Genomic DNA, 13,310 nt, shown 5'->3' on the forward strand with positions numbered 1-13,310 from the left:
GGGTGTGAGTGAACCTTCAATCGTGGGTGCCTGCGACCCCGGATATGCTTGATTTTTCTCCCGATCAGGGACCCCTAGCGCATATCGCGGAAGCCTCCGTGAACTCTTTTGCGGGGAACGGGCAATACATAGTGTGAGCACAGACAACGACATCATCAGGCGGTCCCGGGCCAGCCCAGCAATTTTCGGGGAGTTGTACGACAGACACGCCTCAGTCATCTACAGATACGCCGCCAGAAGGGCCGGCGACTTCGCCGCCGACGACGTCACGTCGGAGACCTTTCTGGTCGCCTGGGAACAGCTGGAAACCTACGACCTTGACCGGGAAGATGCCCGGCCCTGGCTGTTCGGCATCGCCATCAATCTGCTCCGGCGGCACCACCGGGCCGAAGCCAAGGTGCTGAAAACCGCGGCGAAAGCGGCTTCACGGGAAGCCGTGGCTGATGCTTCGGACCGGATCGCCGGCCAGGTGGACGCCGGTGTGGCCACCGGGCGCATCGCCGGCACGCTGAAGTCCATGGCCGCCATCGACCGCGAAACGCTGCTGCTCTACGCCTGGGCAGACCTGACCTATGAGGGCATCGCCCTGGCCATGGACGTTCCGGTGGGCACCGTGCGGTCCCGCCTGAACCGCGCCCGCCGGACACTGCGGACCCAGCTCAACCTCGGAATACTTGATGAAACGGAGAACGACCATGGACGACTTGCAGCTGCTCCGCGAAATGCGTAGCGACATCGGCTCCGCCCCACCGGCCACCCTGGCCCGCGGCCGCACCAAACTCATGGCCAGGATCGACTCCGCTTCCCGTCCCGGGGCAACGACCAGTACGCACGCTCCAGCCAAGGTGAGTCCGATCCGCATCCGGCGCCGCATTGCGCTGGCCTCGGCAGCGGCAGCTTTCCTCGTGGGCGTCATCGTGGCGGCCGATGTTGTTCTGCCCGACCGTCCGGGAGCAACTGCCGAAGCAGCCGAGGTCCTGAACAACGCCGCGGCGGCAACCATCAAGACCTCCGACCCGGTGGTGGGACCGGGCCAGTACCTGAAAATCGAAACGACCGCCCTCTACGGCGCAAGCAGTGGTGGTACGGGGGGAAACGTGTCCTGGCGGGAAAAAACCGGGGGCCAGGTCTATGTTCCGGCAGACCGGAAGGGGGAATGGGTCTGGAACCGTGAAGACCCTGTTCCTATGCAGTTCTCCAGTGAAGCCGCCAAGGCCGTAGAAGCCGAGATACGGAAAGCACGGCCGACGGAAGGGCGGCCCCTGCTGGTCGGGATTCTGCGTGCCCCGGGGGGCGCTTTCTACGGGAACGAGCAAACAGTCCTTAACGGCACGCCCCTCAACGAAGCCGGCAGCCTGCCCAAGGATCCATGGGCCCTGCTGGACGTCATCTACGAGCGGACAAAAGGCTCCGGGAAGTCCCCTGAAATAAAGGCCTTCGGTGCGATCGCGGATGCCCTGCGCACCGGCGTCATCCCTGCCGACCTGCGCGCCGCCCTATACAAGGCCGCCGCGCTCATCACCGGCGCCACCGTCGTGGATAAGCAGGCAACAGTTGACGGCAGGACGGGCATCGCCATCGGCATCCCGTCCCCGGATGGAGGATCCCGGACGGAGATCATCATTGATCCCGACTCGGGACTGGTGATCGGCGAACGGGACGTCCTGCAGAAGGATTACCCTGATTCCCCCGCAGGAACAGTCATGTCCTGGACCTCCGTGCGGACGTCCGTGGTGAACTCCGCCCCCTAAGCTCCATCGGACAAGAATGGCCGCCTGGAAAGCTCAATTCCAGGCGGTCATTGCCCGCTCGCCTCGCCTCCGCCGCACGACACGGCCAGATCCAGTGATGCGAAGCTGGCGTCACACTATTCACTCAGTGTATAGATGGAGGGGTGAACAACTCCCTCACCCTGCTGGGCCTTCTCAGCCGCCAGCCCAGTTACGGCTACGACCTCAAGCACTCCTATGATCGCTATTTCGGGGCCGGGAAGCCCCTGGCCTTCGGGCAGGTGTATTCCACTCTGGCCCGGATGATCCGTGACGAGCTGATCCGCGCCCTGGGTGAGGAGACCGGCGGCGGTCCGGACCGCAAGAAGTACGAGATCACCGTTGCCGGCATGGACAAGGTGCGCGAGTGGTTGTTCACCCCGGATGTTCCATCGGAGACGCTTCAAAGCAACCTCTTTGCCAAGACCGTGATCGCCTTGCTGATCGACGATGACGCCGACCGGCTGCTCGACGTGCAGCGCAGCGAACACATGGCCCGCATGCGCGAACTGACCCGACTGAAGCAGGACGCGGACCTGCTGCGGGTCCTGATGTGCGACCACGGCCTGTTCCACATCGAAGCCGACCTGCGCTGGATCGACCTCACCAGCGCCCGCCTCACCCGACTCAAGAAGGAGCTCCAGAGCGCATGAACACCAATGACACCACTGCACCCATCCTCAGTGCCCGCGGCCTGCACCACTCCTTCGGGCAGACCGAGGCCTTGCGGGGCATCGACCTCGACGTCCACGCAGGCGAAGTACTCGCCGTCGTGGGCCCGTCCGGATCCGGCAAGTCCACGCTGCTGCACTGCCTGGCCGGTGTTCTTGTCCCCGACGGCGGTTCGGTGACGTACAGTCCAGCAGGCCGGTCCCCGATGGAGATCAGTGCCCTCGGTGAGCCGAAACGGGCCCGGCTGCGGCTGACGGATTTCGGGTTCGTCTTCCAGTTCGGCCAGTTGCTGCCGGAGCTCACAGCGGTGGATAACGTCAGCATCCCGCTGCTCCTAGCCGGGACCAGGCGCCCGGAGGCGCTGCGCCGGTCGGCGGACCTGCTGGAACGCCTCGGCCTGGACGGGTTGGGCGCGAAGCTGCCCGGTGAACTGTCCGGAGGCCAGGCCCAACGCGTCGCCGTTGCCCGGGCGCTTGTGACGTCCCCTGCCGTGCTGTTCGCCGATGAGCCCACCGGATCGCTGGATTCCCTCGCATCAGAGAACGTGCTGACTCTTATGCTCGAGCTTGTCCGGGAAGCAGGCACGACGGTGGTGATGATCACCCACGATGCGCGCACCGCCGCGTATGCGGACCGGGAAGTGATGGTGCGCGACGGCGTGATCGGCGCCGGCTACCGGGTGTCCGCGTGAATCCCGGGTTGCTGAAACTGGCAGTAGTCGGCAGCCGGTCCGCCTACGGCCGGCTCGCCGGAATCGCTGGAGGGATCGCCGTCGGAGTATGCCTGCTGTTGTTGCTCTGGGGCGGCGCCAACGGACTGAGCGCCCGCGATGACCGCGGTGCCTGGCTGCGCGTGGACGGGAGCCTATCGGCCAGTACCCCGGTGGCCGCCGGCGATCCCGCCGCCGCGGGACCGGCAACACCAGCGCCTTTGACAGCCGACACTGTGCTCATGAGGACAAACCCGGTGGAGGTCTTCCGCGACCAACTGATCAACCGCCGCGATTTCGCGGCACTGAGCTCGGCCACCGTAAAAATTCCCGGGATCGATCATCTTCCGGCGCCCGGCCAATACTATGCCTCCCCTGCCCTCCAGCGCCTGATCGAGTCAACGCCACGGGACGAGCTTGGAGACCGTTTCGGGCAGTTTGCCGGCACGATTGACGATGCCGCCCTGCCCGGACCGGATTCCCTGATCGTCATCACGGGAGCAACGGAAACCGAACTCCGCCAGAGCGGGAGAGCTTTCCTGGTGTCAGACTTCACGACCAACCCTTATGGTGGCAGTGCGGCCGCCTACAGCACGGTGCTGTCCATCGGGGCCATTGCGGTGTTCTTCCCCGTGCTGCTGCTGATCAGCATCGCCACCGGCCTGGGCGCGGTCCAGCGCCGGGAACGTTTCGCGACCCTGCGCCTCATTGGCGCATCCCCACAGGTAATTTCGCGGATCGCCGCCGTCGAAACCGCTGTCCCCAGTCTGGTCGGTGCACTGCTGGGCGTCGTGCTGGCCGCCGTGCTGAGGCCGGCTGCCGCACAGATACCGGTCAATGGAACCAGGATGTTCGAAGCTGATCTGGGCGCCGGGTGGGTGGCTGCCACCGCCGTCGTCGCCGTGGTGGTCGCGGCCTCGGCACTGGTGGCCGCGCACCGCACGGCCCGGGCAGGCATTGGCCCCCTGGGGGTGACGCGTGCGGTGCACGAAAAGACACCCACCATGTGGCGGATCGTGCCGTTGCTGGCCGGACTGGGGGCCATGATCACGGCTGTCGTTACTATCCGGGTCCTGGAAGTGCGCCTGCCGTGGCTGGAATCACCGCTGCTCATCGGCGGTTTTGTGCTGATCCTGGTGGGAATCGTGGTCATCGGCCCCTGGCTGACCCGCCTGGTGAGCCGGATCGGGCTGCGCCAGGCGCGCAGCGCGGCGGCAGTCATTGCCGTCAGCCGGATCCAGAGAAATCCGGTCGCGACATTCCGCTCCGTCTCCGGGCTGGTCATCGCGGTGTTCGTCGTCTCTGTCTTCGCCGGAGCATCCAGCATCATCCAAACAACAGAGGCGCCGCCGGCCCGGCCCGGCCTGCTCCAGCCCACCAGCCTCCACGCGACCGTGGGCGCCGGACACACTCCGGCCCGGGTGTCGGAGGCCGCGCGCCAGGCGAAGGATCTGCCCGGAATCCGGAGCGCCACCGTCGGCTATGGCCCGGCAGCCCTCTCCGGAAGGGATGCCGGCCCTGAAATCTACCTTCGCGCCGCGGATGCTCCCGGCCTGGGATTCGAGGACATCCCGGCAACAGAGGCCGTTGCCGTTGATTCGTCGTTCCTCTACTTCTGGACAACGCAGCCACTTGCCCTGACCCCGGCTCCCGCCGGAACCCTGGACGGACTGGTACCGGTCGTGATTGTGCTCGACACCGATGGGACTCCCGAGGCCATGGACCGCGCCCGGACAGCGCTGAACGGTTCAGGCATCACGGCCATCCCGGCCACCTCCCCGTTGGACATCAAATTGCAGTCCGCCACCCGCCTGATTCAGGGCCTGGCGGTGCTCGCCTACCTCGGCATGTTCGTCGCAATCGCAATTGCCGGCCTGTCCCTGGCCGTCGCCACCGCCTCCGCCGTCCTGGACCGGAAACGCGTCCTCGGCCTGATGCGGCTCATGGGAATGCCGGTCTCCGTCCTGCGCCGGATCATCACCCGCGAGGCAGCCGTCCCGCTCCTGACCGTGCTGCTGCTCTCGATCGGACTCGGGTTCCTCGTGGCCTGGCTGATGGTCACCGGCATCAACGACGCCTACCGGGTGACCTGGCCGGCGCCCGACTACTTCGCAGCTTTGGGCCTCAGCCTGCTCCTGGCCCTCGGCGCGGTGGCCGCAACCTTCAGCCTCATCCGGGGCAATACAGCAATGACGGTTACACGCTTCGAATAGGAGCGCCACGGCCCGCACGAAGGTTGTCCCATCGGTGCCAGGAGGCCCCGACCAGGAAGTCTGGTCGGGGCCTCACTTGCCGCCTCATTGGCCCGTCGCACTTCCTTGGGACTGACACGCCAATCGTTTGCGATCAGCGGGCTCGGCGGAGGCGTAGCAGGCTGCGGACCGTGGCAAAACTTTCTGGGTCAACGCGCGGCGCCCGGAAAACTCACGTTGCAATATCCGATTTTTTGGATATGCGTGTATAGCCTCTGATACGCGTCTGCTTGCAGCATGCGCCCGGGCACTCCGACGACAATAATTCTGGTCCGGGGCTTCTACGGTGCTCACTGTCTCGCAGCATCATAGACATCCCGCCGGTCCGGCGAGGGACGGGCGGGACGCACGGATCCGAGAAAAAATGCCCGCTTACGAGTTGGCCGGCTCCGCGCGGGACGGATGCCACCGAAGCCATTTGTCGTCCACGGCGCCGAGTACGTCGATGCCATGGTGCCTTGCCAGGAGGAGGATATGAGCGAAAACGTCGGCTATTTCAGCTTTGAAATTGTCCTCAATTTCGACTTGGCTCAACCCCTTGGATCGTGCCTGTCCGGTCTTCATAAGGTATGCCTGCGTGAGCTCTCCGACTTCTTCATGAAGCTTGAGTGTGTACCAGTTCGAGTCTCGCTCGATTCCATTTGTTCGCGCATACCTTTCAGATACGTCTTCTAATTCTTGCTCGAGTTGGCTCAGATCCATGGGGCAACCCTAAGGCCGCCTTGACGTGAGGGGTCAAAGGCACGCGGGCCAGATGTTCGCAGCTCGGCGACGACAATCTCATGGACTCATGGACTCATGGACTAGGCCTGGTCTGGGTCCAGATGATCGACATCGGTGAGAGCGACCACGGTGCGGTTGCGCCAGAATTTGTCCTGCCGCAGGTGAGTGATCGCCCCGGGTTTGGTCGCGAAGGATACGAAGCCTGCTGCTTCCACGGGGACCTGCAGCCACGTGGTGATGACGAAGGTCTGTGCATAGCCGTGTGTGACGACGATGTGGTCGTGGGCGCGGTCGGCCATCAACTCGCGCACGCACGCGCCGATCCTGGCCGCGACCTCGCGGCGGGTCTCCGCACCGGGGATGGGGCCGCGGTGATCAAGCCGATCGTGGTCGGGCGCCGGGACCTGCCGGTGGGCGAGCCAGCCGTTCGGCCGTCCCTCGGCTTCGCCGAAACTGATCTCCCGCAGCCGTGCATCCGGTGTGACGGGGGCGCCGAGCACGGTGGCAATGATCTGAGCGGTATCGGTGCAGCGGGCGAGGTCGGACGTGGTGATGCGCACCGGCCGTCTGGGCGACGGCGGCGCTCCAGTTCCTCCGCAACAAGGCCGGCGTCGCGGCGTCCGAGCGGGGTCAACTGCGAGTCATACCAGCCGCCGACGAGGTCAAGCTCCGTGTGCTCAGCGTGCGGATGGGTCACGACGTAGATCTCATGCATGGGCTGCCTTCCCCGAATATGTATCAGTGCAGGATTGGGGGTCGGCCGGACGGAGCCGGGAGTACATGTACAGATCCTTGCGCCGTCCGCCGATCTCTTGCCAGCTCCGCAGCAGCCCCTCGCGGGTATAGCCGCTGCGCTCGGCTGCGCGCCACGAGCCCTCGTTCCACGGCTCCACGTATAGCTCCAACCGGTAAATGCCTGACCTGGCAAGGCCTAACTGGAGAGGGCGTTCAGTGCTGTGGACGCGGCGCCTTTGCCCCGGTGGCTTGGCGCGATCCAATACCCGATGCTCGCCCGCCCCTGGTTTATGTTTTTCAACCACAGCCCGATCTGCCCGACCGCCCGGTTAGATGTTGCATCGGCTATTGCGAAGGAATAACCGGATCTGTTGGCCAGGCGTTGGTGCTGCCTTTCGATGAAGGACAGGGCTGCCAGTCTGGATCGGCTAGCGGGAACCGTCGTGATTAACGGGATCAGCGGATCCCTCGACGCTTCCTGGACAAGCGCAATATCACTGGCTGCAAACGGACGGAGCAGGTACGGTGGGGCATCAATTATGGGCTGATCCAGGGCATCCATTCACCAAACTCTACGGGCGGCCTCGGACTGCTGCTGTTGGCCTGCCGCAAGCCGTGCTTCACGCCGCCGGCATGCTCATTCCCACGGCTCAAGCCCCGATGCGACGCAGCACCTCCGCGTAGGCGTCATGGGCTAGTTCGAGCTGGAGGGCATCGCTGGGCGCGAACCATTTGACCTCGTCGTGCTCTTCTGCGGCAATATTCGCGGGGTTGCCTGACCATTCCGTGAGGACCCATCCGGAAAGAGCCAACCCGTCCGGCGAGTCCTCGTTTTCGCGGATGATGAAGTCCGGATCACCCGAAGGCGAGGCAACTATTACCGCGATTTCCTCACGAAGCTCACGAGTCAAAGCGTCGCCGGCCGTTTCGCCGTTCTCGACATGACCACCAGGAAAGTCCCACTTACCGGCATACCAGCGCACGGACGGGCGCCGGTGGCACAGGAGAACTCCCAAAGGCCCGACGAGCGCCCCGACTACAACACGATGGGTCATGGAACGAGTCGACCAGACAGGTTCGCGTCACACAAATCACAGCAGTCATGTCCGTCCGATGCACAAACCCCTACCGTTCGAGAAGACTCGAGCCTCGATCCATCCAGGCAGCGATCGTTAGCGTTCGCACTCGTTGCAATAGGCGTGGCCGTTTTTCTCACGGGCGAGCTGGGAGCGGTGCCTGACCAAGAAGCAGGAGTAGCAGGTGAACTCGTCTTTCTTTTGCGGGATCACCTGGACAGTGAGTTCTTCGGCGACGAATTCGCCGCCGGGGACGTCGAGCCCGTCCAGGCCGTCGGCTTCGTCCAGGTCCCGGACGACGCTTCGTGCGTCCGGGGCGTTGGCGGACTGCAGAGCCTCCAGGGAGTTGTTTTGTGATTCCTTGACGTCGGAGCGGGGTTCGTCGTAGTCGGTTGCCACTGAGGTGGTTCTCTTTTCTCGTGTTGCGGGTGTCGGCTATGCAACGTACACGATCTCGTCCGTATTCCATAGCCATTGGGCCGAACGAATTGCCTGTGGCGGCAGATTCGTGAAGTCCAGGGCAACCCGTGACCTCATGAGGTACTCGGGCGTCCAAGAGATGGTGTGAATTGTCAGGGCCTGCGCAGACGCTGGCCAGGGAGCCTAACGGGTGCCAAACGGACCGGGCAGTTTCGAAGTGTCGCTCTGTAGGCTGTAAAAATGCCGACTGAATTTGTTGTGGGCCTCGCCGTGGTTGTTTTGCTGTTGCTGCTCTTGCGGCTTTTTGTTCCCGGATTGCCCCTGGTGGGGCTGGCAGCCAAACTGGCCGCCGTGGATTTCGCACTTGCCGCGGCGGGGCTGCTGGGCCTCATGCTTCACTGTGCGTCGATGTTCTATCAGCCGCTCGTTGCCTTTATCCCGGGCAGCGCCGCCATCACCGAGCAGATCAATTCTATGGGCACCGCCAGTGTGATCTGGTACGTCGTTCCGGCGCTTCTGCTCCTGGCGGGCCTTCGGCGGCAAAAGCCGGTGGTCCTGACTGTTTTGGCCGCCTCGCTGCTGGCGGTCGGGCTGACCATGTACAGCGGCGCGCCGCTCTCCACCCATCTCGCTGCCATCTTTGCGGCCGGCGTGGTGACCGCGGCCATCATGTTCCTTCTCGTCCAGCCTCCCTGGCAGGTCCGGCCCGAGCCTCACCGGGATTAACAATGGTGGGCCCGTTCGGCCCGGCAGCCATCATGTAGATCACGCCCGCCCCTTCAGGAACGGAAGGGTGCCGCGGACCCTCACGGAGGCCCGCACCGTTGTCCGCCTGCGTCCGGTCAGGGCCGGCGGGGGAGGCCGGGGTGGAGTGCGTGCAGGGTGGTGGCGGTTACGATGCCGTAGGCCAGGTGGGGGATGATGTCGCTGGCCCAGTCCGTGGGTGACCAGGTGCGGGGGTCGGTGATTCCGAGCATGGTCATGGGTCCGTTGCTGCCAAGGAGTGCGCCGGCGGTCGCGGACAATGAGGAGCCGAGGAGTCCGGGCCGGTAGCCGGCCTCCCGGGCGAGGCCGAGGACGGCGCCGACGCCGGCGCCGACGACGAGCCCTGTGAGCGGGCCGAGTCCGGCGATGCGGTTGGTGCGTTCTTCCTCGTTGCCCTTGATGGTGAGGCCGGTGACGTCGGCGAGTTTTTCCACGGTCGCCTCCGGGGTGCTGCTGGCGGGACGGGCCCGCCAGACCATGTCCAGGTAGGTGAGGGTGTTCAGTGCTGTGGTCCCGGCGGCCCCGGCGGCGGCTCCTGCGGCGAGCGCGCGGATGAATCTCATGGCTGCGGTGGCGGCTCCGAGGCGCTCCTGGGCGTGGATATTTGCGTCCCTGGTCATGAATCCTCGGGTTGTGGTCATCGGGCCGGTCCGCGCGGACCGCCGCTGTGGTCATCTGTCATCCTGCCCGCTGATCCGTTAGGGAGCAAGGGAGCAGTGCGTGTCCCGCCACTTCTGCTGACCCACAGCGGCCCCGGTTCCGGCTTTAGTGGGCGGCCTTGCTGGCAAGGGCGAGGCCGACGACGGCGCGGTTGCGGCCCGCAGCCTTCGCCTCGTACAGGGCGCCGTCCGCTTCCCGGATCAGCCGCTGGAGCCCGCTGATGCGGTTCCGCGTGTCGACGATTCCGAAGCTCGCGGTGGCCGGCGGCGCGCCGTCGGGCAGGGAGCTGTGCTCAGCCAGCACCGCATTGATCCGGTCCGCGATCCGTACTGCCTCTTCCGCATCGACGCCGGTGAGCAGCATGGCGAATTCCTCGCCGCCGTAACGTCCCACCAGATCGGCGGTCCGCATCGCGGAGCGGCAGGCATCGCTGAAGGCCCGGATGACGCCGTCGCCCGCGTCGTGGCCGAATGCGTCATTGATGGCCTTGAAGCTGTCCAGGTCCGCCATGACAATCGCCGTTTCAAGGCCGGCGTCCAGGTTGTTCCGGAGCTGCTGTTGTGCCTGTTGCGTGAATTCGCGGCGGTTCAGCAGCCCGGTGAGCGCATCGCGGGCGGCCAGTTCCTTCAGGTCCTCGGTCCGGCGGGCCGTGTTCAGCGCGGTGATGCTGGAGGAGACGACCACCAGCAGCACCATCGCCATCAGCAGGGTGACGCCGGTGCCGAACAGGAGCTGGAACAGCGCGTTCTGGGGTCCAAGGACGGCCAGTCCGGCCATCCGGCTGAGGTAGTAGGCGGCACAGACAGCGGTGGCGACGGCGAGCGAGCGCACCAGGTGCCAGGAGCTTGCCCGTTCGCGCCAGAGCTCGAGTGAGGCCAGCCCGATTGCCGTCCCCATCATGGCCAGCAGGACGATGCTGCCGATCCGGGTGTCGCCCGACGTGTGGACCGCGAAGCCAACCGTGCAGGCCGCAGCAGCGGGAAGGGCCAGCAGCACGGGGCGGACGCGTCGTCCCGCCAGGGAGCGTACGCCCGCCCAGACGCAGCCGGAACCCAGCACCATGACCCCGTTCCCCACGCTCGGCGCCCAGGCCACGCCCGAGACCTCGCCCAGGAAGTAGAAGACGGCGGCACAAAAAAGGAGCCGACGGCGACGCACCACCAGCCGGCAAACGGTGCCCGGCTCTTCCGGTAAGTGTCGAAGTAGAACAGCACCAGCATGGTCAGCGTCATCACGGCGAAGACCACCATGAGCGTTGACCTGTCGAGTAGGACCATTTCCGAACGATTTCCAAGCTGCCGGAGGCGGCCCCCGGCAGACCCTCAGCGTAGTTCCCTGCCGGATCAGGCCCCGGCCGGGTCAAGTCTCTCAGAACCCGGACCGGCACCCGGGTTGCGACGCGGTCTGCGGCTGGCGCCCCCTACGTCAGGGTTAGTTGAGGCCCGTGTGGGCCCGGCCTGGTGCAAGATGGTGGCATGGACGCCGCCGCTGCCCTCAATGAGATTGCATTCTGGCTCGAACGCGAGCTTGCCCCCACGTTCAAGGTGAAGGCGTTTCGGAAAGCCGCCGGAATCATCGCCGGGCTGGAACTGGGGGAGCTCGAGGCGCGGGCGCGGGACGGCCGGCTCAAGCGGACGAAAGGGATCGGGGACCGCACCTTGGAAGTCATCCGGGAAGCTCTCGACGGCGATGTGCCCGGCTATCTGGCGGGACTGCGCAGCCGTGGCTCCCACCCCCTGGCTGAAGGCGGCCGAGAGCTGCTGGGATTGCTTCGGGGAGATCTGCACAGCCACAGCGACTGGTCAGACGGCGGGTCTCCGATTGAGCTCATGGTGGACGCCGCGCAGCTGCTGGGCCGCGAATACCTTGCGCTGACCGATCATTCTCCGCGGCTCACCATCGCCAACGGGCTGAGCACCGAGCGTCTGGAGCAGCAGCTCGACGTCGTGGCACGCATCAACGCCCGCCGCAACGGGGACTTCCGCCTGCTGCGCGGTATTGAGGTCGACATCCTCGAGGACGGCACCCTGGACCAGACGCCGGAACTACTGGAGAGGCTTGATGTGGTGGTGGCAAGCGCCCACTCCAAGCTGCGCTCGGACAAGCGCACGATGACCCGGCGGATGCTCAACGCGATAGCAGACCCGCACACGGACGTGCTCGGCCACTGCACGGGCCGGCTGGTTCAAGGGCCGAGGGGGACGCGCCCCGAGTCGGAGTTCGACGCGGAACTGGTCTTCGCCGCCTGCGCGGAACACGACGTGGCGGTCGAGATCAATTCGCGGCCGGAACGCCAGGACCCGCCGGACCGGCTCATCCAGCTTGCCCTCGACGCCGGATGCCTGTTCAGCATTGACAGCGACGCGCACGCCCCGGGCCAGCTCGATTTCCTCCAGTACGGGGCCGAGCGGGCGGCAGCCAACGGCGTCCCGGCGGACCGGATCATCACCACCTGGCCGCTGGAACGCCTGCTGGCCTGGGCCGCGTCCGGGAACTGAATCCGGCTGTTCTGTCCGGCTGATCTAAACACCTGAGGCCGGAACGCGTGGCGCGTTCCGGCCTCAGGTGTCCGGCCATCAGCTGCCGGCTCTTAGTGGTGCAGCCTAGGACAGTGCCCTATCGCAAAATCACGGTCCGGTTGCCGAGCAGCAGGATCCTGCCCTCGCAGTGCCAGCGGACCGCGTTGCGCAGGGCGGCGCATTCGGCGTCCCGGCCCACCGCGACCAGGTCGTCGGGTGTGTACGTGTGGTCCACGTCAATGACCTGCTGCGAAATGATGGGCCCCTCGTCCAGTTCGGCATTGACGTAGTGGGCCGTGGCGCCCACGGTTTTCACGCCGCGGTCATAGGCCTGGTGGTAAGGCTTGGCACCCTTGAAGCTGGGCAGGAAGGAGTGGTGGATGTTGATGGTCCGGCCTGCCAGCTGGGCGGAGAGGCCGTCGCTGAGGACCTGCATGTAGCGGGCCAGGACCACCAGTTCAACGTCAAGTTCATCCACGAGTTCCAGCAGCCTGGCCTCGGCTTCCGGCTTGGAGTCCTTCGTGACCGGCAGGTGGAAGAACGGGATGCCGTGCCACTGGACCAGTCCCTCCTGGTCGCGGTGGTTGGACACCACGGCCACGATTTCGATCGGAAGATCTCCGGTGCGTGCCCTGAAGAGCAGGTCGTTGAGGCAGTGCCCGAATTTCGAGACCATGACCAGGACCCGGCGTTTGCGGCCCTGTGGCTCCAGCTGCCAGTTCATCTTCCATTTCTCCGCCAGGGCCGTGAAGTCGCTGCGCAGCTGCTCGGTGCCGAAGGCCTCCTTCGCGGAGGAGAAGTGGACGCGCATGAAGAAGTGCCCTTCCCCGCGGTCGCCGTACTGTTTGTTGTCGATGATGTCGCAGCCGTGGTCCAGCAGGAACCCCGAGATCGCGTGAACGATGCCGGGGGACTCCGCACAGTCAAGGGTCAGCACATGCTCGGTCAGGGCGGTAGGTTCCGCCGGTTTCTGGGCGGGATTGGTCAAAGTCAGCGCGGTGTTCATTGTT

General features: G+C 65.4%; 15 protein-coding genes. 7 read left to right on the plus strand and 8 right to left on the minus strand.

The window, feature by feature from the left end; all coding sequences use genetic code 11:
- Positions 1-133: 133 nt before the first annotated feature.
- The 5 genes from ACQCSU_RS12900 to ACQCSU_RS12920 all read left to right on the plus strand — a co-directional run bounded on the left by ACQCSU_RS12900 (position 134) and on the right by ACQCSU_RS12920 (position 5,363).
- Positions 134-730: an RNA polymerase sigma factor gene (locus ACQCSU_RS12900; RefSeq protein WP_426975708.1), complete on the plus strand. Its 597-nt coding sequence runs from the start codon at positions 134-136 to the stop codon at positions 728-730.
- Positions 696-1,751 carry a CU044_5270 family protein gene (locus ACQCSU_RS12905; protein WP_426975709.1) on the plus strand — a complete coding sequence of 352 codons (1,056 nt, stop codon included), beginning with the start codon at positions 696-698 and terminating at the stop codon, positions 1,749-1,751. Before ACQCSU_RS12900 ends, ACQCSU_RS12905 begins: the two co-directional genes overlap by 35 nt.
- Positions 1,752-1,894: 143 nt before the next feature.
- Positions 1,895-2,422: a PadR family transcriptional regulator gene (locus tag ACQCSU_RS12910; RefSeq protein WP_426975710.1), complete on the plus strand. Its 528-nt coding sequence runs from the start codon at positions 1,895-1,897 to the stop codon at positions 2,420-2,422.
- Positions 2,419-3,132, plus strand: a complete 714-nt coding sequence (locus tag ACQCSU_RS12915; RefSeq protein ID WP_426975711.1) for an ABC transporter ATP-binding protein — start codon at positions 2,419-2,421, stop codon at positions 3,130-3,132. The genes ACQCSU_RS12910 and ACQCSU_RS12915 overlap by 4 nt, the downstream gene beginning before the upstream one ends.
- Positions 3,133-3,140: 8 nt before the next feature.
- On the plus strand, positions 3,141-5,363 hold the full coding sequence (locus tag ACQCSU_RS12920) for an FtsX-like permease family protein (RefSeq protein WP_426975712.1): 2,223 nt from the start codon (positions 3,141-3,143) through the stop codon (positions 5,361-5,363).
- 411 nt (positions 5,364-5,774) lie between these two features.
- Here the strand turns inward: ACQCSU_RS12920 and ACQCSU_RS12925 are convergent, their stop codons facing one another.
- The 5 genes from ACQCSU_RS12925 to ACQCSU_RS12945 all read right to left on the minus strand — a co-directional run bounded on the left by ACQCSU_RS12925 (position 5,775) and on the right by ACQCSU_RS12945 (position 8,335).
- Positions 5,775-6,104, minus strand: a complete 330-nt coding sequence (locus ACQCSU_RS12925; RefSeq protein WP_426975713.1) for a pyrophosphatase — start codon at positions 6,102-6,104, stop codon at positions 5,775-5,777.
- A gap of 101 nt (positions 6,105-6,205) precedes the next feature.
- Positions 6,206-6,685 carry a histidine phosphatase family protein gene (locus ACQCSU_RS12930; protein WP_426975714.1) on the minus strand — a complete coding sequence of 160 codons (480 nt, stop codon included), beginning with the start codon at positions 6,683-6,685 and terminating at the stop codon, positions 6,206-6,208.
- A 371-nt stretch (positions 6,686-7,056) separates the two neighbouring features.
- On the minus strand, positions 7,057-7,422 hold the full coding sequence (locus ACQCSU_RS12935) for a GNAT family N-acetyltransferase (RefSeq protein ID WP_426975715.1): 366 nt from the start codon (positions 7,420-7,422) through the stop codon (positions 7,057-7,059).
- 88 nt (positions 7,423-7,510) lie between these two features.
- On the minus strand, positions 7,511-7,915 hold the full coding sequence (locus ACQCSU_RS12940; protein WP_426975716.1) for an NUDIX domain-containing protein: 405 nt from the start codon (positions 7,913-7,915) through the stop codon (positions 7,511-7,513).
- Positions 7,916-8,032: 117 nt separating this feature from the next.
- A complete protein-coding gene (locus tag ACQCSU_RS12945; protein WP_426975717.1) occupies positions 8,033-8,335 on the minus strand; it encodes a DUF4193 domain-containing protein in 303 nt (100 codons plus the stop codon).
- A gap of 261 nt (positions 8,336-8,596) precedes the next feature.
- Between ACQCSU_RS12945 and ACQCSU_RS12950 the strand changes: the two genes are divergently transcribed.
- The gene (locus tag ACQCSU_RS12950; protein WP_426975718.1) at positions 8,597-9,082 is read left to right on the plus strand and encodes a hypothetical protein; all 486 of its coding nucleotides are present in this window, start codon (positions 8,597-8,599) and stop codon (positions 9,080-9,082) included.
- A 116-nt stretch (positions 9,083-9,198) separates the two neighbouring features.
- Here the strand turns inward: ACQCSU_RS12950 and ACQCSU_RS12955 are convergent, their stop codons facing one another.
- Both ACQCSU_RS12955 and ACQCSU_RS12960 read right to left on the minus strand, forming a co-directional pair.
- Complete coding sequence (locus ACQCSU_RS12955) at positions 9,199-9,741, minus strand: hypothetical protein (RefSeq protein ID WP_426975719.1); 543 nt, start codon at positions 9,739-9,741, stop codon at positions 9,199-9,201.
- Between the two features lie 145 nt (positions 9,742-9,886).
- Positions 9,887-10,939 carry a diguanylate cyclase gene (locus tag ACQCSU_RS12960; RefSeq protein WP_426975720.1) on the minus strand — a complete coding sequence of 351 codons (1,053 nt, stop codon included), beginning with the start codon at positions 10,937-10,939 and terminating at the stop codon, positions 9,887-9,889.
- A 317-nt stretch (positions 10,940-11,256) separates the two neighbouring features.
- Here ACQCSU_RS12960 and ACQCSU_RS12965 point away from each other — a divergent pair, with 317 nt between their 5' ends.
- Positions 11,257-12,279, plus strand: a complete 1,023-nt coding sequence (locus ACQCSU_RS12965) for a PHP domain-containing protein (RefSeq protein ID WP_426975721.1) — start codon at positions 11,257-11,259, stop codon at positions 12,277-12,279.
- 118 nt (positions 12,280-12,397) lie between these two features.
- On the opposite strand, the gene purU is transcribed toward ACQCSU_RS12965, so the two are convergent.
- The gene (gene purU / locus ACQCSU_RS12970; protein ID WP_426975722.1) at positions 12,398-13,306 is read right to left on the minus strand and encodes a formyltetrahydrofolate deformylase; all 909 of its coding nucleotides are present in this window, start codon (positions 13,304-13,306) and stop codon (positions 12,398-12,400) included.
- Between the last annotated feature and the right edge of the window lie 4 nt (positions 13,307-13,310).

The sequence above is a fragment of the Pseudarthrobacter sp. O4 genome (assembly GCF_050157025.1).
Classification (GTDB): domain Bacteria; phylum Actinomycetota; class Actinomycetes; order Actinomycetales; family Micrococcaceae; genus Arthrobacter.